This window comes from Paraglaciecola sp. QJM3NY_14 (assembly GCF_056173245.1).
Window position 1 is genome coordinate 1,537,619 of the sequence record NZ_CM149664.1, and the last position, 25,169, is coordinate 1,562,787.

General features: G+C 44.3%; 17 protein-coding genes. 11 read left to right on the top strand and 6 right to left on the bottom strand.

The genetic code is table 11. The features are described 5' to 3' along the window. The first annotated feature begins 516 nt into the window (after window positions 1-516). A complete protein-coding gene (locus AC0VYA_RS06555; protein WP_475490455.1) occupies window positions 517-1,329 on the top strand; it encodes an SDR family NAD(P)-dependent oxidoreductase in 813 nt (270 codons plus the stop codon). A gap of 394 nt (window positions 1,330-1,723) precedes the next feature. Here the strand turns inward: AC0VYA_RS06555 and AC0VYA_RS06560 are convergent, their stop codons facing one another. Beyond that, the gene (locus tag AC0VYA_RS06560; protein ID WP_011574200.1) at window positions 1,724-1,969 is read right to left on the bottom strand and encodes an HP1242/YdcH family protein; all 246 of its coding nucleotides are present in this window, start codon (window positions 1,967-1,969) and stop codon (window positions 1,724-1,726) included. Window positions 1,970-2,179: 210 nt separating this feature from the next. Next, the gene (locus tag AC0VYA_RS06565) at window positions 2,180-3,085 is read right to left on the bottom strand and encodes a LysR family transcriptional regulator (RefSeq protein WP_475490456.1); all 906 of its coding nucleotides are present in this window, start codon (window positions 3,083-3,085) and stop codon (window positions 2,180-2,182) included. A gap of 106 nt (window positions 3,086-3,191) precedes the next feature. Here AC0VYA_RS06565 and AC0VYA_RS06570 point away from each other — a divergent pair, with 106 nt between their 5' ends. The 5 genes from AC0VYA_RS06570 to lysS all read left to right on the top strand — a co-directional run bounded on the left by AC0VYA_RS06570 (window position 3,192) and on the right by lysS (window position 10,814). Further along, on the top strand, window positions 3,192-4,181 hold the full coding sequence (locus AC0VYA_RS06570) for a zinc-dependent alcohol dehydrogenase family protein (protein ID WP_475490457.1): 990 nt from the start codon (window positions 3,192-3,194) through the stop codon (window positions 4,179-4,181). Between the two features lie 351 nt (window positions 4,182-4,532). Beyond that, entirely contained in the window at window positions 4,533-6,119 is a 1,587-nt protein-coding gene (prfC, locus tag AC0VYA_RS06575) for a peptide chain release factor 3 (RefSeq protein ID WP_011574203.1), read from the top strand. 75 nt (window positions 6,120-6,194) lie between these two features. After that, window positions 6,195-7,931 carry an arginine--tRNA ligase gene (argS, locus tag AC0VYA_RS06580; RefSeq protein WP_475490458.1) on the top strand — a complete coding sequence of 579 codons (1,737 nt, stop codon included), beginning with the start codon at window positions 6,195-6,197 and terminating at the stop codon, window positions 7,929-7,931. 187 nt (window positions 7,932-8,118) lie between these two features. Continuing rightward, window positions 8,119-9,217, top strand: a protein-coding gene (gene prfB / locus AC0VYA_RS06585) for a peptide chain release factor 2 (RefSeq protein WP_473479340.1) whose coding sequence is annotated in 2 segments (ribosomal slippage) — window positions 8,119-8,193 and window positions 8,195-9,217 — 1,098 coding nt in all. Because the reading frame shifts where the segments join, the coding sequence is not laid out codon by codon here. Between the two features lie 43 nt (window positions 9,218-9,260). After that, window positions 9,261-10,814, top strand: coding sequence for a lysine--tRNA ligase (gene lysS / locus AC0VYA_RS06590; protein ID WP_011574206.1), 1,554 nt, complete (start codon window positions 9,261-9,263; stop codon window positions 10,812-10,814). Between the two features lie 155 nt (window positions 10,815-10,969). Here the strand turns inward: lysS and AC0VYA_RS06595 are convergent, their stop codons facing one another. From AC0VYA_RS06595 to AC0VYA_RS06605, 3 genes are read right to left on the bottom strand one after another with little or no spacing between them, the layout of a single operon-like run. Continuing rightward, the gene (locus tag AC0VYA_RS06595; protein WP_475490459.1) at window positions 10,970-11,854 is read right to left on the bottom strand and encodes a ketopantoate reductase family protein; all 885 of its coding nucleotides are present in this window, start codon (window positions 11,852-11,854) and stop codon (window positions 10,970-10,972) included. 17 nt (window positions 11,855-11,871) lie between these two features. Continuing rightward, window positions 11,872-12,588: a TIGR01621 family pseudouridine synthase gene (locus tag AC0VYA_RS06600; protein WP_475490460.1), complete on the bottom strand. Its 717-nt coding sequence runs from the start codon at window positions 12,586-12,588 to the stop codon at window positions 11,872-11,874. Continuing rightward, window positions 12,581-13,144 (bottom strand): Hpt domain-containing protein, encoded by a 564-nt coding sequence (locus AC0VYA_RS06605; protein ID WP_475490461.1) that lies wholly within the window; start codon window positions 13,142-13,144, stop codon window positions 12,581-12,583. The genes AC0VYA_RS06600 and AC0VYA_RS06605 overlap by 8 nt, the downstream gene beginning before the upstream one ends. A gap of 105 nt (window positions 13,145-13,249) precedes the next feature. On the opposite strand from AC0VYA_RS06605, the gene AC0VYA_RS06610 reads away from it, so the two are divergent. From AC0VYA_RS06610 to AC0VYA_RS06625, 4 genes are all read left to right on the top strand, one after another. After that, window positions 13,250-16,126 (top strand): M16 family metallopeptidase, encoded by a 2,877-nt coding sequence (locus AC0VYA_RS06610; RefSeq protein WP_475490462.1) that lies wholly within the window; start codon window positions 13,250-13,252, stop codon window positions 16,124-16,126. A gap of 103 nt (window positions 16,127-16,229) precedes the next feature. Next, window positions 16,230-17,819, top strand: coding sequence for a glutamate--cysteine ligase (gshA, locus tag AC0VYA_RS06615; RefSeq protein WP_475490463.1), 1,590 nt, complete (start codon window positions 16,230-16,232; stop codon window positions 17,817-17,819). A gap of 2,769 nt (window positions 17,820-20,588) precedes the next feature. Beyond that, window positions 20,589-21,245, top strand: coding sequence for a transglycosylase SLT domain-containing protein (locus tag AC0VYA_RS06620; protein WP_011574212.1), 657 nt, complete (start codon window positions 20,589-20,591; stop codon window positions 21,243-21,245). A 715-nt stretch (window positions 21,246-21,960) separates the two neighbouring features. Then, on the top strand, window positions 21,961-23,508 hold the full coding sequence (locus tag AC0VYA_RS06625) for an AMP-binding protein (RefSeq protein WP_475490464.1): 1,548 nt from the start codon (window positions 21,961-21,963) through the stop codon (window positions 23,506-23,508). Here AC0VYA_RS06625 and AC0VYA_RS06630 read toward each other — a convergent pair. Next, on the bottom strand, window positions 23,505-24,131 hold the full coding sequence (locus AC0VYA_RS06630) for a TetR/AcrR family transcriptional regulator (protein ID WP_011574214.1): 627 nt from the start codon (window positions 24,129-24,131) through the stop codon (window positions 23,505-23,507). The two genes, AC0VYA_RS06625 and AC0VYA_RS06630, sit on opposite strands and share 4 nt — an antisense overlap. Window positions 24,132-24,265: 134 nt before the next feature. Between AC0VYA_RS06630 and AC0VYA_RS06635 the strand changes: the two genes are divergently transcribed. Beyond that, window positions 24,266-25,141: a crotonase/enoyl-CoA hydratase family protein gene (locus AC0VYA_RS06635; RefSeq protein ID WP_475490465.1), complete on the top strand. Its 876-nt coding sequence runs from the start codon at window positions 24,266-24,268 to the stop codon at window positions 25,139-25,141. Window positions 25,142-25,169: the final 28 nt, after the last annotated feature.

The window sequence follows — 25,169 nt, forward strand, 5'->3', positions numbered from 1 at the left end:
TCGAATATAAGGCAATGCTAGTAACTTGTAAATGACTTTTAACAAACATTTTTAATCAATCGATAATTAAATTTTGTATAAGATTCTTAAACTTAGGCGAATTCTAGGGGCTGGCGGTCATAAACACAGTGTATATTGCAATCGCTAATAGGAGGAGTCCGCACTGTGGCGAGTCGTTTAAGCAATAAGCGGGTTTTCAGAGGTGAAACACAGTACTAAAACGGGAAATTGCTCCCAAATTGGCGCAACTTAATGCAGTCGGTTATCACCATTATCAATCGATTCTATAAACTGATTCCGTTTTCCTAGTCATTATCAGGTAAATGCTTGAGTGCTAATCTACTGGTGTTTGAAATCGAAACGTTTACACGTTAAAGCGTTGATGCTTCCCATAAGGCAATAAGTGCTGGCATTTATTTTGGCTGAATGATGCCACGCTAGAAAATGCTGTTACCGCGCGTTGACAACGTTCAGCTAACGTTAGATTACTTTATTTTATCACTTGGAGAGACGAGCATGAGTAAAACAGTTTTAGTAACAGGCGCAACAGACGGAATTGGCTTTGAAACGGCAAAAATGTTGTTGTCTGCTGGTCATACAGTGCTATTACACGGTCGCAATAATCGTAAGTTGCAAGATGCACAGGCCGTATTAACCTCTGCAACAGGCTGTGATAAAACAGAATGTTATTTGGCCGATTTGTCCGACGTTAGCCAAGTTATCCAATTGGCCGATGCAATTAAAGAAAAGCACAAGGTGCTTGATGCGCTAATTAATAATGCAGGTGTATTTAAAGTACCATCTGTCATGACTGCCGATGAACTTGACGTGCGGTTTGTGGTTAATACGATAGCCCCTTATGTACTAACGAAGGCATTGCTTCCTATTCTCGCTAAAAACGCTCGTGTGGTGAATGTGTCTTCGGCAGCTCAAGCGCCTGTGAGTCTGGCGGCATTAGCGGGCAATCAATCGATAAGCGACTCGCAAGCCTACGCCCAAAGTAAACTTGCGCTAACCATGTGGTCGCGTCAGTTAGGATTATCGTTCGCGCAGGAAGGACCAGTGATTGTTGCAGTAAACCCCAAATCCCTGCTCGGCAGCAAGATGGTAAAAGATGCCTATGGCATGGCGGGCAGTGATTTGCGTGTAGGTGCAGATATTTTATGTCGCGGTGCGTTATCTGAAGAGTTTTCACAGGCCTCTGGTCAATACTATGACAATGATATTGAGCAATTCGCTCAACCACACCGCGACGCCCTAGATGAGCAAAAAACGCAAAAAATAGTGGCCGCCATGGATGATATTGTTCAGCGTATTACCTCTAAGTAAAGGAGTCTCCATCGAATTAACTCTATGTGGCAGCGATTTAACCATGCTGCCTGTTATCAAATTGGCTATGATCAAATTGTCCATGTTCAGATTGTCCACTATGTACGGCTGCCGTGGATATTATCCGTGTGACAGTTTTCAGTAACATGTGTGCACCGTTAAAAAGTGCATTTGCAGGGCCAGCCACAGTATTCATGAACGCCTAAGGCGGGCTAGTCCTTTAAGCGTAATAGCTTGTTATACTGATCTGGTTTCAGATAAATGGTTTCTCAGGTAAGTGCTTAGCAATTAAAACGTTTAGTGATATGTATTTAGTCAAACGGAATTAAACAAGGGGGGGATGCAGGAAGTACCCGAAACAGGTACTTCCCAACTAGCGTGCTCGATAAGCCTCTTATTTACTTTCCTCGAGTATCCGCTGATAGAGTAGGTCTTTCAACATTGCGCGATCGTGTTTCATCTGATGCATTGCCTCGTCATCGATAGGAGCGTCTTTAAGTTCTAACACGCGTATTTCTTTATCTAATTCGTCGTACTGCTTTGCCTTCTCAGCAAATTTGGCATCATTTTTATTGAGTGCTGAGATGACTTCTCTGTACTCAGGGAAATCGCTATTAAGTGAGTGATTTTCGCCTAACATATTGACTCCTTATTTTATGAATAAACTGACATATACAATCAGCATTGAATTTCAATCGACGCTGGTAATATTTCAACGCGAAGCGTGTTCAATCAAACTGTTAACGCCACCACCAAAAGACATAGGGACGATAGGGCCGTTTGTCAATCATTGGTACAGGAAATAACTATCGCGGACTGCAAATGCTATCGCTGTGAACATTGTGAGTTACTACTTTTGCAACGCTCGCTCCCAATAAGGTGTTTGCCCATAATATGCCAAGAAGAAATCAATGAAAGCGCGCACCTTTGGCGCTAACTGGCGATTACTCGGGTAAACTGCCCAAATCGCCGTTTTGGATACCATGGGGTAATCTTCTAACACTTGAACTAATTGCCCAGATTGCAAAGCCTGATAGGCACACCAGATAGATGACATAACAAGGCCTGAGCCTTCAATGGCAGCGTCTCGTACTGCCTCACCATTATCAATACGGATTCTACCCGTTGCTTTAATACTCACCGAGCCTTTATCTGTTTCAAAATCCCAAGTGTCTAACCCCATTAGATTAACGCACTCATGTGCGTCTATATCTTGAGGGGTTTTAGGGGCGCCATGGCTTTTTATGTACTTTGGCGAAGCGCAAACAATGCGGCGATCTGGCGCGAGTTTGCGTGCAAACAAATTGGAGTCTTTTAAAGCAGCATCGCGTATCGCAATATCAAAACCACCTTCAACTAAATCGACTATCGAGTCGTTAAAGCGAAAATCCACTGATAAATCTGGATAGCGCGCTAAAAATTCATCCAATGCGGGAACAATATGCATTCGCCCGAAAGAGGCCGGAGCCGTGACTCTCAACACACCTTTTGGGTTGTGCTCTCCATCTCCCACGGAAGCCCGTGCGGTTTCTATATTCGTGAGTATTTCTTCTGCATGAGGTAAAAACGCTTCACCTTCTTCAGTTAATGACACCTTACGGGTGGTTCGATGTACAAGGCGAACACCTAAGTTATCTTCAAGTTTGCTTATATAAGCGCTTGCTACGGCAGGTGATAGGTCCTGTTCTTGGCCCGCTGCACTGATGTTGCAGGTTCTGGCGATACGCACGAAAAGCTTGAGGTGTTCAATATTCATTCTATTATCAACTAAATCTAAAAACTGATTGTATCCATTGCCCGATTATCACTACAAAGTGAAGTGGTTACAATGCACATTCTTAATCAATAAAAAGGCCCTTGTGATGAAAGCGATGATTGTAAATGAATTTGGTGATTCCAGTGTTTTTACGCCAACCGAGATAGCCAAGCCTGAAATTAAGCCTGGCCACGTGCTAGTGCGTGTTGCCGCCAGCAGCGTTAATACAGTTGACATGATGATTAGGCAGATGGGCCCAGACTTGCCATTGTCGCCACCTGCTTCAGCCATATTAGGCATGGATTTCGCGGGTACCATCGAAGCAGTAGGCGAAGGAGTCACGGACTTCACCGTGGGTGATGAAGTCTACGGCTGTGCTGGTGGGCTAGCCGATTTACAGGGTACTCTTGCCGAATACATGCTTGCTGACGCAAAACTAATCGCGACTAAGCCTAAAAATTTATCGATGCGTGAAGCCGCTGCATTGCCTTTAGTTGCCATCACTGCCTACGAAGGCCTAAAACGCGCACAGATTAAAGAAGGTCAAAACGTCTTGGTGCATGGTGGTTCTGGCGGTGTGGGTCACATCGCATTGCAACTGGCCCGTTACTTCGGAGCTAATGTATTTTCAACGGGTGGCGGAGATGCGCAAACTTCTCTGATTAAAGAATTGGGCGCGACGAGCATTAATTACAAAACAGAAACGGTTGCTGATTATGTACAAAAGCACACCCAAGGTACTGGTTTTGACGTCATATTTGATTCAGTCGGTGGCGAAAACCTACTGAACTCTTTTGAAGCGGCTGCGTTAAATGGACAAATTGCCACAACAGTATCGTTGCTTGAACTTGACCTATCAGGCGCGCATTTCAAAGGGTTATCATTACACGTGGTGTTTATGCTTATTCCGATGCTGCACGACCACAAACGTGAAGTGCACGGACAAATTTTAACAGAATTAGCAGATATCATTGAAGCAGGTCATTTACGCCCGATACTAGATGATCTCACATTCAGCCTCGAAGACGTGAGCAAAGCGCACGATCGTTTAGCCAGTGGTCAAGGGCTAGGTAAAGTCGTTATCGATATTGAATAAAGTTGAGTACATACTGCGTTACTAGCGCGATGCGCTAGTTTTGGGGCCAATTCGGCCCCTTTTTTATTTCTCTTTTTTCTGTTACTTAGTTTTCACTTTTAGCCTTTTAAATGATGCCTTACCCATTCTTGCGTTGTGTCATTCACTTTCAGCAGAGCTGCTGAGAAAACACTATTAGCCGTTTTAAAAGTATAAATCCAAGCTGATCCACAAGCATTGATTGTTTATGTGCCTAATATCAGCGAAAATAGCGCGCAATGACGATTAACAAGACGGATTTGACGATTGAAGCGCTATCGATGGCTTCTACCTGTGCATGCAAACCGTGAAAACACGAGAAGATTTTATTAGATGTCGAACGCTTTAGTCCCGCAAGAAGTCTCACGCAGACGTACTTTTGCTATTATTTCTCACCCGGATGCGGGTAAAACCACCATTACAGAAAAAGTATTATTGTTCGGAAATGCCTTACAACGTGCTGGTACCGTTAAAGGTAAGAAGTCTGGACAGCATGCTAAGTCTGACTGGATGGAGATGGAAAAAGAAAGGGGCATCTCTGTCACTACGTCCGTGATGCAATTTCCTTATTCTGATTGCTTGGTGAATTTGCTTGATACCCCAGGTCACGAAGATTTCTCAGAAGATACCTACCGTACACTAACCGCCGTTGATTCCTGCTTGATGGTAATTGATGCTGCTAAAGGGGTAGAGGCACGTACGATTAAGTTGATGGAAGTCACTCGCTTGCGCGATACGCCGATCATCACCTTTATGAACAAGCTCGACCGCGATACGCGTGACCCCATCGACTTATTGGACGAAGTGGAAAGCGTACTGAATATCAAATGCGCACCCATCACTTGGCCTATTGGAATGGGTAAAGAATTTAAAGGTGTGTACCATTTGTTGCGTGATGAAACCATTCTGTACAGTACGGGGCAAGGCCATACCATCCAGGAAAAACGCGTTATCAAAGGGTTAGATAACCCAGAACTTGATACTGCCATAGGCGATTATGCTGAAGAACTACGTGACATGCTGGATTTGGTTAAAGGTGCATCTCACGAGTTCAATCATGAAGAATTTATTGCCGGTGAATTAACTCCTGTATTCTTTGGTACAGCGATGGGTAATTTTGGTGTGGATCACATGCTAGATGGTCTGGTTGATTGGGCTCCTTCTCCGCAAGGACGTGAAACTGACCAAGGTAAAGTGGAAGCAAAAGACGAAAAATTCAGTGGTTTCGTGTTTAAAATACAGGCCAATATGGATCCCAAGCATCGAGATCGTATTGCGTTTTGCCGGATCGTGTCAGGTAAATATCAAAAGGGCATGAAAATGCATCAAAGCCGTATCGGTAAAGATGTGCGTATTTCTGATGCCTTAACGTTTTTAGCGGGCGACCGAGAGCTTCTTGAAGAAGCATACGCGGGCGATATCATTGGTTTACATAATCATGGCTCTATTCAAATTGGCGATACCTTTACTTCAGGTGACAAGTTCCGTTTTGCCGGTATCCCTAATTTCGCTCCAGAGTTATTCAAGCGAATTCGTCTGCGCGATCCGCTTAAGCAAAAGCAATTACTTAAGGGCTTGATCCAGTTATCTGAAGAAGGTGCGGTGCAAGTATTTAGACCATTGCAAAACAACGATTTGATTGTGGGCGCCGTAGGTGTGTTGCAGTTCGATGTGGTGGTTGCACGACTTAAAGGCGAATACAATGTTGATGCTATGTATGAGCATATTAATGTGGCGACAGCTCGCTGGATTTATGGCAAAGACGAGCGAAAAGTGGATGAGTTTAGGCGTAAAGCTGAAGCCAATTTAGCCCTCGATGGTGGTGACAATCTAACCTACATCGCTCCGACTATGGTCAACTTGTCGTTAGCCCAAGAGCGCTACCCAGAGATTGAGTTCCATCAAACTCGCGAGCATTAATGGTTCGGGGCAATTCGCTCCGCCAATTTGCACATCTTCTATGTGTTTAACAAATACGATTACTGGCTTTACATTATGAATTTACACACACTTTTATTAAATAAATTTCGCGCAGCGTTAATTGCTATCGGTGCGCCTGAAAACTCACCTGCACCTCTTAGCCGTGCGACCAAAGTCGGCTTCGGCGATTATCAATTTAACGGCGCTATGGCGTTAGCCAAAGTACTTAAGCAAAAGCCTCGGGATATTGCGGAAAAAATAGTAGAAGCCGTTGAGCTCGATGGCATTGCGGAAAAACTAGAAGTTGCTGGCCCTGGTTTTATTAATATTTACTTGAGCAAAGAATGGCTCGCTGCGCAGCTGTCACAGGCCGCGGCAGACCAGCGCTTAAACATTGAATCCCAACCGACTAAAACGGTGGTCGTGGATTACTCTTCGCCTAATTTAGCAAAAGAGATGCACGTAGGTCATTTACGTACCACGATCATTGGTGATGCCGTCGTCAAAGCGCTCGAATTTATGGGGCACAAGGTTATTCGCCAAAATCACATGGGGGATTGGGGCACGCAATTTGGCATGTTGCTGGCGCATTTAAACGATAAGCTTGAATCGAATCAGGTCGCTGAAACAGCACTTTCAGATTTAGAAGACTTCTACCGTGAAGCAAAAGTACGCTTTGATGAAGAAGAGGGATTTGCTGATCGCGCCCGTGAGTACGTGGTTAAACTTCAAGGCGGCGACAGTCATTGCCTAGCACTTTGGCAAAACTTTATTGATGTGTCTATTACCCACAGTGAAGAGGTTTACCATAAGCTTAATGTGAGCTTAACCCGTGACGACATTATGGGTGAAAGTGCCTACAACCACGACTTGGCCAACGTAGTAAGCGAACTGCAAGCCAAAGGCTTAGCGGTTGAAAGCCAAGGCGCACAAGTGGTGTTTTTACCTGAATTAGCCGATAAGGAAGGCAACCCTGCTGCCTATATCGTGCAAAAATCTGGTGGCGGATACTTGTACGCCACTACAGATTTGGCCGCTATCCGCCACCGTAACAAGCAGTTACACGCAGATCGCACGCTGATCTTAACCGACGCGCGCCAAGCATTGCACTTCAAACAAACTGAATTGGTTGCCCGTAAAGCAGGCTTTATTGAGCCAGAGCAAACCTATGAGCACTGCCCATTTGGGATGATGCTAGGCAATGACGGTCGTCCGTTTAAAACCCGTACAGGCGGTACGGTGAAACTGGTTCAACTGCTAGATGAAGCGGTTGAGCGTGCTGAAACGTTATTGAGTAAACGTGAGACTGATTTATCCAGTGATGAGCTAAAAGTACTGGCCAATAAGATTGGTATTGGTGCGGTGAAGTATGCTGATTTAAGTAAAAACCGCACTACTGATTACATGTTTAGCTGGGACAGCATGCTTAGTTTTGAAGGCAATACAGCGCCATATTTGCAGTACGCGTATACTCGCGTGATGAGTATTTTCCGTAAGGCAGGAGTTGATCACCAAACCTTAAATGCACCGATTTCACTCGATGCCCCTCAAGAAAAAATCCTTGCAGTAAAGCAATTACAATATGTTGAGGCCATCAATCAGGTCATTGCAGAGGGCACCCCTCATGTCTTGTGTACGTACCTGTACGAGCTTGCTAGCTTGTTTATGAGCTTTTACGAAGCCTGCCCGATGTTAAAAGACGGCATTGAACAAGACGTGCGCGATAGTCGAATGACACTTGCGGCCTTAACGGCTAAAACCTTGCAATCGGGGTTAAGTTTGTTGGGTATCGATACGATGGAGCGCATGTAACACAGTCGCTTTAACGACATTAAAATGCAAACACCCGCTTTTTAGCGGGTGTTTTTGTTTGTGGTGATGGCGGTAGTCATGGCTGGCGGACATTGATTTTTAGTTCATCGCCCTTGACGTCTGTCATTAATACAGAAAATCCGGTAAAATCCGCCGCCATTCAATCGCTATGATAATGTTAAGGTTTATGTTCGAAATCAATCCAATATTAAATACTATCAGTGACGTAAAGCAGCGCAGTGCATCGCTTCGGGGGTACCTTTGACTATGATCAAAAGAGTGAACGCCTTGAAGAAGTTAACCGCGAATTAGAAAGCCCTGATGTATGGAATGAGCCGGAACGTGCTCAGGCCCTTGGTAAGGAAAAAGTTGCCTTAGAGCAAGTGGTAGAAACCATTGTTTTTCTTGAGCAAGGTTGTGTTGAGGTTGAAGAGCTACTTGAACTGGCGGTAGAGGAAAGCGATCAAGAAACCCTAGACGAAGCAGAAAAAGACTTAGCCGAGTTGGTATCTAGACTTGAAACCTTAGAGTTTCGTCGTATGTTCAGCGGCCCGAATGACGCTAATGATGGCTATATTGACATCCAGTCAGGCTCGGGCGGCACAGAAGCGCAAGATTGGGCCAGTATGCTGCTGCGCATGTATCTTCGCTGGGGTGAAGCGCATGGCTTTAAGACTGAGTTGATTGAAGTTTCTGATGGGGATGTTGCCGGTATTAAAAGTGCAACCATTCGCTTTGAAGGTGAATATGCTTTCGGTTGGCTGCGCACCGAAACGGGTGTACATCGTTTGGTACGAAAGTCCCCATTTGATTCGGGTAGTCGTCGCCATACCTCGTTTGCTTCTGTGTTTGCTTACCCAGAAATTGATGATGATATTGAGATAGACATCGACCCGTCTGATTTGCGTATTGATACGTATCGCGCCTCTGGTGCAGGTGGTCAGCACGTAAACAGAACCGATTCAGCGGTACGTATTACCCACGAACCGACGAATATTGTGGTGCAGTGTCAAAATGACCGTTCACAACATAAAAATAAAGCCCAAGCCATGAAACAGCTAAAAGCCAAGCTGTATGAATTCGAGATGCAAAAGCAGAACGAAGAGAAGCAAACCATGGAAGACAGTAAGTCTGATATCGGTTGGGGTAGCCAAATTCGTTCCTACGTGTTGGACGATTCACGGATTAAAGACTTACGTACCGGTGTTGAAACACGCAATACTCAAGCCGTATTAGACGGTGATTTAGACAAATTTATACAAGCCAGCTTAAAGTCTGGTCTGTAAGTAACCCACATTAATATACAGCTACTAGAAATCAGGAAAGTCGATGACTGAACAGCAACAAGATGAAAACAAGCTCATAGCTGAGCGCCGGGCTAAACTTTCACAGATCCGTGAAAATTGTAAATCGAACGGCTTCCCTAATACCTTCCGCCGTGAATTTTACAGCGAAGATCTTCAAGCTGAATTTGGTGAGCACGAGAAAGCAGCCCTAGAAGAACTCGGTAAAGTGGTCAGCATTGCTGGGCGTATTCTTGCTAAACGTGGTCCATTTCTGTTGTTGCAAGACATGACGGGTCGTATTCAAGCGTACGCCTCAAAAGACACGCAAAAAGACATTAAAGCACGTTACACCAGTTTAGATATTGGTGACATCATTGGTGTTAAAGGTGAGCTACACAAGTCGGGTAAAGGCGACTTGTACGTTAACATGAACGAATATCAATTGTTGACGAAGTCACTGCGACCGTTGCCTGAAAAGTTCCATGGCCTTGCTGACCAAGAGACAAAGTATCGCCAGCGTTATGTTGATTTGATCACTAATCAACAAACCCGCGAGACCTTTATGATCCGTAGCAAAATTGTCACCGGTATTCGCAATTTCCTAAGTGAGCGTAAGTTCATGGAAGTCGAAACGCCTATGCTACAAGTGATCCCTGGTGGCGCCACGGCAAAACCGTTCAACACGCATCACAACGCTTTAGACATTGACATGTACTTGCGTATCGCCCCTGAGCTTTACTTAAAGCGCTTAGTGGTAGGTGGGTTTGAGCGTGTGTTTGAAATAAACCGTAACTTCCGTAACGAAGGCTTATCAACACGTCATAACCCTGAGTTCACTATGCTTGAGTTCTACCAAGCTTATGCTGACTATCAAGACTTGATGAACCTGACAGAAGAAATGCTGCGTACCGTTGCACAAGATGTATTAGGTACCGCCATCGTTAAGAACACCATTAAAGATACTGAAGGTAACGTAGTCGAAGAGAAAACTTATGACTTTGGCCAGCCTTTCCAACGTTTAACCATGAGTGAAGCGGTCATTAAATACTGGCCTGAAGCAAATGTAGCGGCGATCAACGATCCTGAAGCGCATCTCGATGAGCTAAAAGCCATGGCGAAACAGCTGCACATTAAAGAGCCTGAAGTGGATGGCATTTGGGGTGCTGGTAAGTACCTATGTGAAATTTTTGAAGCAACAGCAGAAGAGCAACTTGATCAGCCTACATTCATTACTGCTTATCCTTGGGAAGTGTCGCCTTTAGCGCGTCGTAACGATGATAATCATTTTGTAACTGACCGTTTTGAGTTCTTCGTAGGCGGCCGTGAATTAGCCAATGGTTTCTCTGAGTTGAATGACTCTGAAGATCAAGAAGCACGTTTTCGTAAACAAGTGGCAGAGAAAGATGCAGGCGATGATGAAGCCATGCACTTCGATGACGACTATATTCGTGCTCTTGAATATGGTTTACCGCCAACAGCGGGCGAGGGTATCGGTATCGACCGGTTGGTGATGTTATTCACTGACAGCCCAACGATTAAAGATGTGATCTTGTTCCCGCACATGAAACCAGAAGTCAGTGGCGACAAGGCTGAATAATCAGCCAATAAGTTCAGAATGAAAAAGAGCGCTTTTAAGCGCTCTTTTTGTATTTGGGGACTGAAGAAATGCTGCGCTAAAGTCGCTCTCGCTCTTTTAAAACAATGGGCCCCTTTATAGCTAATACTTAATCTTACCGTTTGAGCGCGAAGGCTTTATGTTAGGGCGTTTATTTTGTTAACCAACTCAGTATTAAATGGCGCGTCTAATCCCTGTTTTTGGGCTTCCTGGCATATGTACCCGTTGATAAAAGCAATTTCGCTTAGACGATGATGAGCAATATCTTGATACATAGATGAGTAGTTTTCAGCGGTGGCGTTAGCCACATCAAGCACCTTTTCAACCAGTTCACTTTCATCTGCATGAAATCCACTGGCTGTCATCACGCTTACTGTTTCAGCACAAATTTTTTCGATATCAGCGCGGTATTTCAACTCGGTTAACTGACCATTTTTGACCCTGTGAATGGCAGTCAGTGGGTTGATTGCTGCATTAATCGCAAGCTTGTCCCACAGGGCTTGTTCGATGCTTTGGTGCCAGGTGCATGGGCCTAAAAGACGGTTTAATATGTTGTGGATTTTTTCAGAGTCAGTCGCTTCTGAATGTTGTAGATAGCCTAAATGACAAACTCCCAACCCCGTTTCAGTCACACTCTGCGCATCTGGCTTATAGGCAGCGTGACTAGTGGTTGCTGCGATAATTGGATTATCAGGCAGCAGTGCTTTTGCACTCTCAATCACCCCCATACCATTGTGCAGCAACACAATCGTTTGCACAGGTGTTAAATCTGCTTGCAACTGCTTGAGCGCATCCTCTACCTGATAGGCCTTTACCGGAATAATCAGCAGATTAAATTCGTTCAGGCTGGAGCGTGCAAATGAGTCGATGTTAATTTGATGGACCCGATGCTCAATGTCGGTTGCGGTAAGTGTAAAGTGCTGCTGGGAGCGCATGAAGACACCAACATCTTGCTGTATTTGATAACATTTAAGCATCAGTAAATTACCGATAGCGCCATTACCCAAAATCGCCACTTTCATTGATAGGTTCCTCTATTTCATTTACTGGCGGCAGTTGGTTTTGTTTTCGGCCAAGATAGTAACCATGGCTCAATATACTCTTGCATAGCCACTTGGCAGTCTTCGTTGGTAAAAAGCTCGCCGCTGGGGGGGAGGCAGGTAAGCTGTATCAGTTGCCCTTGGTATTCGAAGCGCAAGCAATAAGCATGTAGGTAGGTCCTATCTTGCTCAGTGCCCTTATATAAAGCATCACCTAAAATGGGGCAGCCTAAGCTTTTTAGCATAACACGCAACTGGTGGGTTTTGCCCGTCAACGGTTTTAGCAAGAAGAGACGAATCCCCGCTGAAGCGCTTTTACTGAAAAACTGTGTGGTCGCTATCCCAGTACCGTCTTGACTAAACGCCCACTTCCCATCGCGAATTTTCTTCATAGCACCGCTGACAGTGCCTTGCTTTTTTTTGGGTTTTGAGCCACCTAAGGCGAGGTAATACTTTTCAATTGCACGTGTTTCGAACAGTTTGCCCAGTGTGCTTGCTGCTTGAGCATGCTTGGCCAAAATCAGTAAACCTGACGTCACTTTGTCTAAGCGGTGTACCAGCCAGAGTTTGTCGACTGCTTGCTGAGCGCAAACCACAGGCAGGATACCTTGGGCGTCCAATTCATTTTGAACGCTTATTCCATGGGGCTTGTCGATAACAAAAAAATCAGGGTGATCTAAAACAACACGAATAGACGTGGCCGGGGAGCTATTCAAGTAAGGCAATCGCCGCGGGGTAATCAAGATCATCAATGGCATCTCGCAGTGCAACCTGACCTGCGGCATCTAAAGCGCAATCGCGAATATACTGATCGAGTTTGCTGGGGGTAATAAATTCGTTTCTATTGAGTGCTGTTAATAAGTCTTGCTTACCTTGAGCATTGACAACACCTGAGGTTTCTACTGATGCAGTGCCCGCTGCGTCCTGCGATGCGGCTACGTATTCATTAATACACGTTAATGTTTGACGAAGCACTGTATTGTATGTGGTGCAATCTAAGGCTTGCTCTTCCTCATTCTTGATTTGAGCTTCAAAATCACGGCTGGCCTGATGCAGCGCCGACATGCCCAAATTACCACTAACGCCCTTTATGGTGTGAACCAGCTGTCGAACCGAGTCTAAATTTTGTAAGCGAATATCACTGACAAGCGTGTTTTCAGCATCAGAATATTGCTCGTTAAATTTACCAAGCATTTTAACCAATAGGCTCTGATTGCCGCTAAACTGGCGCAGTGCAAAGTCTACGTCGAAAATTACGGGTTCTTGATTCATGTACAGGATCCTTTGAGCGGGCGGTAACATCGCGCGTTGCCAACCAGATAAGCTGGGTGACTTTATTATGAATGAAAGGGTAGACTATTCAACTAGTGTAAATCAATGGGCAAGTTTCTCGTGGTAAAAAAAATCGTTATATTATCGACATTTGCTGGCATTTTATCCGCATGTCAACCTACCAACACTGTGACACAACCTACGACTACAAATTTACCCACTGGGGTAACCTTAGTCGCTGAGCAGGGTGCAAGTGACGACCAAGTCAGGATCCCTTATAAAAAGTATCGTCTTGCCAATGGATTAACCCTAGTCTTACACGAAGACCATTCCGATCCCCTTGTACATGTTGATGTGACTTACCACGTGGGCTCAGCTCGAGAAGAAGTGGGTAAGTCAGGCTTTGCTCATTTTTTTGAACACATGATGTTCCAAGGCTCGAAAAACGTTGCTGATGACGAACATATAAAAATAGTGACTGAGGCTGGTGGTAGTATGAATGGCACCACCAATTCTGACCGCACTAACTATTATGAAACGGTTCCGGCTAATCAACTTGAAAAAATGATGTGGCTTGAAGCCGATCGCATGGGTTTCTTGCTCGGCTCAGTGACTCAAGAAAAGTTTGAGATACAGCGCGAAACGGTCAAAAACGAGCGTGGTCAGAGTTACGACAACCAGCCTTATGGCCTGCGTAGTGAGCGTAACTCTGAAGCCTTGTATCCGGCAGGGCACCCTTATTCGTGGTCAACCATCGGATATATTGAGGATTTGAATCGCGTTAACGTAGATGACCTAAAAGCGTTCTTCAAACGCTGGTATGGCCCTAATAATGCAGTGTTGACTATTGGCGGTGACATCGAGCCAGAGCAAGTACTTGCATGGGCAAACAAATACTTCGGTTCTATTCCTGCTGGCCCAAGTGTGAAAAACGCTGAGAAAGAACTTGTCACCCTAGATGAAGCGCGCTTTGTTACTTTAGAAGATGAAATACACTTGCCATTATTGCAGGTCACGTTTCCTACTGTTTATGTGCGCCATGAAGACGAGGCGCCGCTTGATGTGTTATCCAATATTCTAGGGGCGGGTAAAACGTCATTGTTTTATAAGAATCTGGTCAAAGATGGCTACGCGGTCCAAGCAATGGTTTCTCACCCCTGCCGAGAGCTGGCCTGTGAATTTCAATTGATAGCACTTGCTAACCCGCAAAATAGCACCAACTTGTCTGAGCTTTATGCACGTTTCGAGCAAACGTTGGCTGAGTTTGAAGAGCGCGGTGTGAGCGAAGATGACTTAAACCGCACTAAAGTGGGTATTGAATCTTCAACGATCTTCGGTTTGCAAAGTGTGTCAGGTAAGGTATCGACGCTAGCATCAAATCAAACCTTTGACGGTGAGCCTGACATGGTGCAGTACGATTTGGACCGCTACAATGCTGTCACAGCACAAGACGTGATGCGTGTTTACCAGCGTTACATAAAAGATAAACCGAGTGTGGTGTTAAGTATCGTGCCTAATGGCCAAGTGGATCTAGCTGCCAAGCCGGCTAATTTCACGGTCCCTAAGCGTCAACTAGATAATATCAAAACAGTGCAAGCGCATATCGAACAAGCCACGATTGTCGATACCTTCGATCGCAGTGTTCAGCCCCCAGCGGGGCCTTCACCTGTGGTCAGTGTGCCTGATTTTGACGAGCAGCGTTTTGAGAACGGGTTAACCCTTGTTAGCTTAGCAACGGATGAAACGCCCACGGTGTCGATTAGCTTCAACATGGAAGGCGGGCCTTTACTCGACCCTATCGACAAGGCTGGTTTAGCGTCTTTTACTGCGCAAATGATGAATGAAACGACCAAGGGCTTCACCAATGAAGAAATGGCCAATCAATTAGCGTTATTAGGTAGCAGCATTCGTTTCGATGCAAATGGCCGCTTTACCACGGTGCGTATTAATAGTTTGTCACGTAACTTAGATGCAACCTTGGCGTTATTTAAAAAGAAGATGTTCAGCCCCGCGTTTTTACAAAGTGATTTCCAGCGATTAAAACAACGTTCTGCTCAGTCACTTCAACAGCAAGTTAAAAACCCGTCTGTTTTGGCAAGTCGAGCGGTCAGCGAGTTACTGTTTGGCAAGGATAACCGTGTCAGCCTGCCAGATTCTGGCACCCTGAACACGATTCAAAATATTTCGCTAGATGATGTGAAAGCTTACTATCAGCAATATTATTCACCTTCGAAAGCAAACGTAGTCGTAGTGGGAGACGTAGACACGCAATCTTTGCAGACATCTTTAGACTTTTTAACAAATTGGCCAGCCAAGCCTTATCAGATTAAAGATTATGCTGAATTTCCTAAGATGGGTAAGCCGGTTATTTATCTGGTGGATAAACCAGGGGCAAAGCAATCGGTTGTATCTATCTTTAAACCTTACTTGCCATACGATGCCACAGGCGAGCAATTTAGAAGTAAGCTGATGAATTTCGCTCTTGGTGGCGTATTCAGTAGTCGTATCAACCTGAATTTGCGCGAAGATAAAGGCTATACCTATGGCGCTTCAACCAATTTTATTGGCGGCAAAACGCTAGGTTGGTTTAACGCTAGCGCTGACCTCAAGCAAGGCAACACCGCTGATGGTATTCGTGAAATGCTCAGTGAAATAACTGAGTATCATGAGAAAGGGATGACGCAAACTGAGTTAGAGCTGATGCGCAATGCCTTTACGCAAGGAGATGCATTAGAATATGAGACACCATCCAGCAAAGCGGGATTCCTGCGTCACCTGCTGACCTACGGCTTGGACAAATCGTACCGCGGGACGCAAAACAAGATTATTCATAATATTGGTAAAGATGAACTGAATGCACTTGCTGCAAAGGTGCTTGATCCCAACTCAATGCAAGTTGTAGTCGTTGGAGATGCAAGTGTCATCCGCGCTCAGTTGGCAACGCTTGGAAGGGAAGTGGTTGACCTGACCGTTGAATATTAATGCCTGAGCTGAGCGAATAATTGCTTAGCGAGGGTCTATATTCCTTGAAATAACTTTTACGCTCCCCATTTACTGTGGGTTGCTGACACTATTGGAATTTACTTTGCAAACATTAGATAAAGATTTTAGCGAGCGTTTAGCCATCCTAGCGAAAGAAGACCTTGCTTCTACATTAGCGGGCATAAGCCATGGAATAGAGCGTGAAGCGCTGCGCATTCAACCTAATGGTAAGTTAGCGCAAACGCCCCACAATGAAAAATTGGGGGCCGCTTTAACCCACGATTACATTACGACTGATTTCTCTGAGTCCCTTTTGGAGTTTATTACACCACCTGAGCAAAATGTTGATAAAACATTGGGCCAGCTTCGTGACGTGCATAAATTTGCACTCGCCAATATTGGTGATGAATGTTTGTGGCCTATGAGTATGCCTTGCTACATAGATGATCAAAATGAGATCCCCATTGCGCAGTTCGGCAAATCTAATGTGGGTAAAATGAAAAGCCTTTATCGGGAAGGCCTAAAGAATCGATATGGCAGTATGATGCAAGCGATTGCGGGAGTGCATTTTAATTTTTCATTGCCAGACAGTTTTTGGGATCTTTGGCTAGATAAAGTCGAAAGTAGCGAAAATAATAAAGAAACGAAGTCAGCAGCTTATTTCGCGTTAATCAGAAACTATCGGCGTTTCTGCTGGTTAATTCCCTATTTATATGGCGCGTCACCTGCATTATGCAGTTCATTTATCAAAGGTAAAAACACCACTTTACCTTTTAAAACCATCGGTAAAGGGTCGCTCTATCTACCTTATGCAACGTCATTACGTATGAGTGATCTTGGCTACACTAACAGTGCTCAGTCGGGGTTGATGACATGTTACAACCAAGTCGACAGTTATATAGCCTCGTTACGCAAAGCCATTAGTACGCCCTCAGAAATATTCGAGAAATACGCGGGCAAGAAAGACGGACAATACCAGCAACTTAACAGCAACATGTTACAGATAGAAAATGAGCTGTACTCACCCATCCGTCCGAAACAACCCACAAAACCGTTAGAGAAGCCCACAGACGCTTTGCAAGCTCGAGGGGTTGAGTACATAGAAGTACGCGCATTGGATGTGGATCCGTTTAGTGATATTGGCATCGAGCGTAATCAGTTTTTCTTCTTAGATGTTTTTCTTGTGTATTGTGTGGTGATGCCGAGCCCGGATATGACGCCAGACTCGTACCGTGAAACAGAAACTAACTTACGTGCCGTGGTTGATCATGGTCGCGACCCTGAACTGATGCTCTCGAAAGAGGGTAAATCTGTACCAATGACCCAATGGGCCGCTGAATTGTTTGCAGGCATGAGAGAAGTGGCCAAAGTACTGGACAGTAACCATGCCGTGGCAGAATACAGTCAAGCGGTAGAACAAGAGTGGCAAAAAATTGTTGATCCAGCGTTAACACCTTCTGCCAAGGTATTAGCAATATTACTAGGTGAGAACAAAGATAATGGCACGCTAGGGGTAGAATTGGCCTCAGCGTACAAGCAGAGCCTAAATGAAGCTGAATATCACTTCTTCGACGCAGAAAAGCTTAGTCAGCATGCTGTGAGCTCGTTGGATGCTCAGCATCATATCGAGAAGTCTGACACGGTGAGCTTTGATCAATTCTTAAGTGACTATTTTACCTATCAGTTTAATTAGCTTGGTAGCGGTTTTATTAGATAAGCCCGGCCTACGCCGGGTTTTTTTATGCCTGTTGCTACTTGCTAAACTGTTGGTCAGTGCAAAAAAAAGCCCAGCTAAAAAGCTGAGCTTAAAAATTTTGGGAACACACATAAACTAAAACACACATAACTTATGACCGAAGCAAATGGTGTTAGTTCACGAAAATAAAATTTTTTTTTAATAGGTGTCATTTTGGCGGTGTAGAACGCACTTTGAGAATAATTGAGGAAAAAATCACAAAACGGATAACCATGGGGGCTGAAAAACGTGTTCTTATTTGACCTTTTTAGGGTAAAAAAAAGCCCAGCTAGAAGCCAGGCTAAATAGTTTAATAAGGGAACACACATAAACTAAAACACACACTAAGTATGACCCATATACTCTCAATTTAGTTCAAACAAAAATGCAAAAAATAAATTAGTTAACTATCGGTACTAAATTGGTAGTGAGGCGAGTAAGTTTATCCATTTGAGAGGCGTCGATATTGTCTGTTCTTTCCTATCTAATTTACGTGACTTTTCCTTGCCTTAGGGACTTTTCATCGGTCAAAAAAAAGCCCGACTAAAGAGCCGGGCTAAAATAGTTTAATCGGGAACACACATAAACTAAAACACACACTAGATATGATTGGCACATCACTATTTAGTTCAACAAAAATATAAAAAGATAAATTCCGTAACTATCGGTACTAAATCAATCCCTTCTGATGGTTATCTCAAGATAGGAGGACTAGCGGTTAGCGCTTGGTTCGTTTGATGTCTGGAAAAGTGACGTGATCTTAGGTCAAAAAAAAGCCCAACTAAAGAGCTGGGCTAAAATAGTTTAATCGGGAACACACATAAACTAAAACACACGCTACATATGACTAGCGTGTTCCGTCTTTAGTTCACAAAAAGATGAAAAAAATTGATTAGGGAGTTCAGGCAGTAAAAAATCTATCTATTATGCTGAAAGCATTAAACGAATAGCGCAATCAGTTTAGACAGGGTTTAGATGAGCAACAATTTGGTTCGCTAGGTGATTTCATTATGGTCAAAAAAAAGCCCAGCTAAAGAGCTGGGCTAAATAGTTTATTCAGGAAACACACATAAACTAAAACACACACCGAGTATGACCAACCTATCCTTTATTTAGTTCATTAAAAAGAGTCAAAAAATAATTATTTATCGATTGGTATGAAATTGGCGCAAATTTAATACGAAATAAGCCCACCGGAGACATTGTTTAGGGTAGATGCTAGCGGTAAATTTTTCAGCGTGATGGGCATTTTTCTAATTTTATTTAGGTCAAAAAAAAGCCCGACTAAAAGTCGGGCCAAATAGTTTACTCGGAAAACACACATAAACTAAAACACACGCTAAATATGACCGTAAATATCGAAAAATAGTTCCCAAAAAAATAACAAAAATTAAATTTTTTGGTCGATAGTACTAATTTAGCGGCCTACGGGCTGTTTTTATCATCATACGTAGGTTTACTTGAGCTCGTTAATAAACCGATATCGTGACGTAATACGTAATACGTAATACGTAATACGCCATGAGTTCAGCTAACGCTGAATACTGCAGCTGCTTGTCTTTGCTCACCTTGGTTACTCAGAGGTACTTTAATGACAGTGGTTTTTGATCGCGTAAGAATCCAGCAGGCGTATTAGGTTAGGTCAAAAAGTAGTAACAAAGGGTAGGAAACGAAAAAGAGTTTGCGCGAGAACCAACGTAAAATATAAATCACAGGCAAAAAAAAGCCCAACTAGACGTTGGGCTAAAAATTTTTGGAAACACACATAAACTAAAACACACGCTAATTATGACCCTAGGTACTGCCAGTTAGTTCAAACAAATATGCTAAAAAACTGAAATACTTGGGCTGGAGTCCTAAGGTAGCCGGATGAGTTGGGTTACCTTGATTTTGAACGACGGGCTACTGAACACAAGAAACACAGAAACACTAAAAAGCCCTGTGTCTTTAGTGAGTGCTCTGCTGAATGCACTTTGTGAGAGACAGATTTAGAATACTTGCTTTGCAAGAACCAAGAACCAAGAACCAACTTAACTCGTATTTGATCATAAACAAGAATTGAGCGTAGTTATTATGCAAAACAGTAGGCAAAAAAAAGCCCAACTAGACGTTGGGCTAAAAATTTTTGGAAACACACATAAACTAAAACACACGCTAATTATGACCCTAGGTACTGCCAGTTAGTTCAAACAAATATACAAAAAATCATAAAAGGTAGTCAGCAAGGCGTACAGCGCATCTCAAGGCGTGTTTTCAATTAAACATTTTGGTTTCAGCAAAAGCTAAGCTTCGTCCATTCAACATTATAACGTGTTGGCTTCTGGTGCCGTTTACCACTTGTACTCTTTACTAACCGTTCGTTTAGTGACAGTTGGTCCCATTCAAAGCAGGGCTTGCGAAGTAAGCATGTAGGCTCGAATGGCATCTAAGCAAAGTTTTGTGCGTGCAAGTACAAAAAAAAAGACAAAAAAAGGGCAAAAAAAAGCCCGACAAAATGTCGGGCTAAAAATTTTTGGAAACACACATAAACTAAAACACACACAGATAAGAGTCGGCCACGCATGAATAGTTCAATTGTGAGTTTAATTTTTGTTATCTGTTTATAATCTAGCCAGATTTACTGCTCCTACTTACCATCGTCATGTCGATCGGGTTAGTATGGGCATTCACTGGGTGCGAATGAATCAACACTTGTGCTTCTTCTATAACTTTTGACGAGAGTGACGTATGTCTCGTAATGTGTACCTTCATCCAAAGTCCGGTCAAATTAAGCTCGGTCAAATTTTACTGCTGGCTGCTTCCATCTTTTGTCTGTCCAGTTGCACCACAACGCCACCGAAGAACATCAGTAATATTTGTGAAATATTTTTCGAAAAACGCGATTGGTTTGATGCCGCTGACGACATGACGGAAAAGTGGGGCGTGCCTATGCATGTGCCTATGGCAATGATGTATCAGGAAAGTTCGTTCCGGGCAGATGCTTTGCCGCCAAAAGACTATGTGTTTTTCGGTTTAATCCCTTGGGGGCGGGTGAGCAGCGCTTATGGTTACTCCCAAGCTAAAACTCCAACGTGGGCTGATTACACGCGCGAGACAGGAAATGGCTGGGCGAGCCGAGAAGATTTTGACGACGCCATGGATTTCATGGGGTGGTTTATCAGTAAAACCAACAAAATTAACCGCGTTTCAAAGTGGGACGCTGAGCTGCAATATCTGAATTACCATGAAGGATGGGGCGGTTATAAGCGTAAAAGCTATCGTAAAAAACGCTGGTTACAAAAGGTCGCCAAAACCGTCAAGGCGCGCTCGTTGCGTTACGCAACTCAACTTAAGGGTTGCCGTAAAGAGTTAGAGAAAGGCTGGTTTATGCGTTTGTTTACCTAACAATAAACATTATCCACATCACTTGGTGAATTTGTCATTAACGGCAATGCGCCGGAAAAGGAATATATTTTTAATACCAAGTAGACAAGCGCGAGCGGCTGATAAAAGCCATGAACTGCATTGAACTGTGTTCGCCTCTTGCTAGTCTTCCTATGGATTATAAGATGCCCGCATGCAGAACAGAGCAGAACAGAGCAGAACAGAGCAGAACAGAACAGAGTATGGCTGGATAGCCGCCGCTAATTAAAAACATCATTTGTTGGTTTATACTTGCCAAGCTCAACACATTACGGCGTACAAAATGCTTTTACCCTAAACAAAAAACCGGTAAAGGCTGCGTAAACTTCTCAAATGAAGCGGCATTTGATTTCGCAGCGCTGCCCGAGGGTATTAAAAAACACTGAGTGAGCGTCAAGGCTCTGCGCAATAAACATTGCCTTTCAGGCCTAAGTTCACTTGGCATTTCTTTCGCTTAGAGCACGAGGTTTTTGCAGCAGCGCTTTTTTACCGGACCCAGTGCTCTACTATGTCGCAGCAGCGCAGTGCATACTGGCCATTCACTTTAGATATACCCTCCCATTTAAAATGCTGATGCAAACCAAAGCCTTGCTTGGGTTATCCTGCTGATACTGTCGATTTATTAATCAAACCTTGGGTGTTGATAAAATTGCTTAAAGCAATGAAGGGGACGCTATACCAAGGATAGGAGAAGCGAATGTCAGGCCATTTTCATTTAGCGGGTGAACAAGTAAAGCGTGAAGACATGTTATCCCGAGCGAGAAAAATTGCTCAAATACTGCAAAACAAAGGGGTGTCAACAGGTGACGTAATTGCCATTTTACTACGCAACGATACTACGCTTTACGAGGTCGTAGAGGCATGTCGCTATGTTGGGGCGTATTATGTCACTTTGAATTGGCATGGCACCCAAGCGGAATTAATGCCCATCCTTAGTGATAGTGGCGCGAAAGTATTAGTCGGCCACAGCAATCTACTGGATCAATTTACGCAACCGCTACCCCCAGATTTAGCCGTTTTAGTGGTTGATACGCCAAAGGTTATCAATCACCGCTACGCACCGTCCGATGAAGTTCCCACAGCAAAAAGTTCGACCGACGATAGGCTCAGCGCTGCTAACCATGGGGAACGATTGGCCGCAGTGCTTAGTGATACCCCTGAAATAGAAAGTCAGCCTGAGCGCTTTAGGGGCATGTTTTCATATACGTCTGGCAGTACAGGGAAGCCAAAAGGCATTAAACGCGAATACGATGAACAAAGACCCGATCCTTACACTGTCTTTGCTGGCCTAGCAAAGGCGCTTATGCAGTTAGACAGCGGTGATCGCTTCTATATAGCAGCGCCGCTTTACCACAGTGCTCCACATGCATTAACACTATGCTGCCTGGCGGCAGGAAACGTAACTGTATTTATCGAGCCTAAATTTGATCCAGAGCGCTTTCTAGCCGATGTGCAGCAGCATAAAATAACCCATACCTACATAGTGCCTACTATGATGATCCGCTTGTTAAAGCTGCCACAAGAGGTACGTGAAAAATACGATGTGTCGAGTTTACGCTACGCATTATCCACGGGCTCTGCTTGGCCTGTTGATGTTAAACAAGGCATGATTGACTGGTTCGGGCCGATATTTTTTGAGTCCTATGGTGCCAGTGAATTAGGTTTTATGACGTTAATTTCATCTCAAGAGTCGCTGGCGAAACCCGGCTCAGTAGGCAAAGCCATAGCAGGCGGTTCGATAATTATTCTGGATGATGCTATGCAGCCAGTGCCCACGGGGGAATCAGGTTCTATTTACGTACATCTACCCATGTTTGGACCGTTTAAATACACCAATACGCAGGGGACGCTCGATGGCCTGCATTACCAAAATTACACCACACTCGGTGATATGGGCTATTTAGATGCCGACGGATACTTGTTCATCAACGATCGTAAGAAAGACATGATCATCTCAGGCGGCGCAAATATATTCCCCGCCGAAATAGAGGCCGTTCTGATTCATATGCCGCAAATAGCCGATTGCGCAATCTTCGGCATTCCTGACAGTGAATTTGGCGAGATGATAGTGCTGGCGGCTCAATGTCAGCCAGACCAACATTTAGAGATAGCGCAAGTGTGTGAGTTTTTGGACGGGCGTATCGCGCGTTTCAAATGGCCTAAAAAACTAGAGCTACATGATCAGTTGCCAAGAGAAGACAGCGGCAAAATATTTAAACAACGCTTACGAGCAGCGTATGTTTAATCAGGCTCGCGAATAAATAAATTGACTGCGCAAGTGCACATTTCTTCGATATGACTGCGATCAGCGTATATGCCGTCTATTAATAAGCGTGCGATGCCGTGCATCGTGCCCCAGGTGACCTGGGCAAGACGAAGGGTATCTTCTTGTGGCGACATTAGACCCTGCTCTTGCCATTTTTTGGTCATTTCAACTTGGCGCTGAAAGCTAGGGTAAGCAATGGCGCGCAGATCTTTAGTCGCGCTGTTCTGCTTCCAAATTGTGCGGCCAAACATCAGGTCGTACATTTCAGGGTTTTCAGCGGCGTAGCCAATGTAGCTTTGAAAAAACTGGTGATACTTTTCTCGATTACTGATGTCGGTTTGCGTCAAAATACGCTCAGCATTGCTATGCCAATGATCAAAACCTTCTTGAGCGATGGCGCACAGCAGCTCATTTTTATCTTTAAAGTGATGGTAGGGCGCCGTGCGTGAAACACCCACCCGGTCCGCCAATTTGCGCAAAGAAAGGCCTTCAATGCCCGATTCGCTAAGCATGGCTTTTGCTGCTTCAAGCAAACTAGAGCGAAGGTCGCCGTGATGATAGCTGCCTTTGGCGGAAGCTTTTTTAGATGATGTATTTTGCATAATGATAATTTACCACACATCTTGACAGCGTCAAAATAAGACTTTATCTTGACGTTGTCTAGTTTAACTGGCTGATGGGCGTGACATCGTTTTTCACGAGAAAACGCGCTAATTAGCAACCTAAAATCCGTAAAATGGAGAATAACGTGTCTGATTTAGATTTTTCAAAGCTGGAAACCTTGAGCGTCAGTATTGACCAACATATCGCTCATATTCAGTTGTCTCGCCCCGAAGCATTGAACAGTATGATCCCCATCTTTTGGCATGAACTGCCGGCCACTGTGCGCAAAATTGATGAACAGTCAGCTGCGCGTGTCATTGTTATTTCCTCGCAGGGCAAACATTTTAGTGCAGGCATGGACCTGTCAGTTTTTACTCAAATGGGTAAGGACTTTGTGGGTGAGCCTGCTCGTCGAGGTGAGCGAATGCGTCGCATGGTGCTCGAACTGCAAGACAGTTTTAATGCCCTAGAATCCGTTCGCATGCCTGTATTAGTGGCGATGCAGGGCGGTGTCATTGGTGGTGCAGTTGACATGGTTTGCGCAGCAGACAGTCGTTATTGCACCGAAGATACCTACTTCACCATTAAAGAAACTGAAATTGGCATGACCGCAGATGTGGGCACACTACAGCGTTTACCGCACCTTATTCCTCAGGGCTTGGTGCGCGAACTGGCTTATACCGGTCGTAACATGGGCGCTAAAGAAGCCAAAGAGTCTGGTTTAGTGAATCAAGTATTTGCTGACCAAGAAAGTTTACTCGTAGGCGTTATGAAAATAGCGGCCAAAATTGCCAGTAATTCGCCTCTCGCCGTAGCGGGTTGTAAAGAGATGATTAACTACACCCGTGACCATACCGTAGCAGATGCATTGAACTACATGGCTACATGGCAAACAGGTATGTTCCAAATGCCGGATATACAAGAAGCCATGAGCGCGGCGAAAGAGCAGCGCAAACCCGTTTACGAAGAATTACATAAGAATATCAGTGGTATGCAGCGTAATAAGTAAGCGCTGATTCAGAACAAAACAGGACCAA

Coding starts and splice junctions, on each gene's coding strand:
- AC0VYA_RS06555 (WP_475490455.1), top strand. CDS start 517: ATGAGTAAAACAGTTTTAGTAACAGGCGCAACAGACGGAATTGGCTTT.
- AC0VYA_RS06560 (WP_011574200.1), bottom strand. CDS start 1,969: ATGTTAGGCGAAAATCACTCACTTAATAGCGATTTCCCTGAGTACAGA.
- AC0VYA_RS06565 (WP_475490456.1), bottom strand. CDS start 3,085: ATGAATATTGAACACCTCAAGCTTTTCGTGCGTATCGCCAGAACCTGC.
- AC0VYA_RS06570 (WP_475490457.1), top strand. CDS start 3,192: ATGAAAGCGATGATTGTAAATGAATTTGGTGATTCCAGTGTTTTTACG.
- prfC (WP_011574203.1), top strand. CDS start 4,533: ATGTCGAACGCTTTAGTCCCGCAAGAAGTCTCACGCAGACGTACTTTT.
- argS (WP_475490458.1), top strand. CDS start 6,195: ATGAATTTACACACACTTTTATTAAATAAATTTCGCGCAGCGTTAATT.
- lysS (WP_011574206.1), top strand. CDS start 9,261: ATGACTGAACAGCAACAAGATGAAAACAAGCTCATAGCTGAGCGCCGG.
- AC0VYA_RS06595 (WP_475490459.1), bottom strand. CDS start 11,854: ATGAAAGTGGCGATTTTGGGTAATGGCGCTATCGGTAATTTACTGATG.
- AC0VYA_RS06605 (WP_475490461.1), bottom strand. CDS start 13,144: ATGAATCAAGAACCCGTAATTTTCGACGTAGACTTTGCACTGCGCCAG.
- AC0VYA_RS06610 (WP_475490462.1), top strand. CDS start 13,250: ATGGGCAAGTTTCTCGTGGTAAAAAAAATCGTTATATTATCGACATTT.
- AC0VYA_RS06620 (WP_011574212.1), top strand. CDS start 20,589: ATGTCTCGTAATGTGTACCTTCATCCAAAGTCCGGTCAAATTAAGCTC.
- AC0VYA_RS06625 (WP_475490464.1), top strand. CDS start 21,961: ATGTCAGGCCATTTTCATTTAGCGGGTGAACAAGTAAAGCGTGAAGAC.
- AC0VYA_RS06630 (WP_011574214.1), bottom strand. CDS start 24,131: ATGCAAAATACATCATCTAAAAAAGCTTCCGCCAAAGGCAGCTATCAT.
- AC0VYA_RS06635 (WP_475490465.1), top strand. CDS start 24,266: ATGGAGAATAACGTGTCTGATTTAGATTTTTCAAAGCTGGAAACCTTG.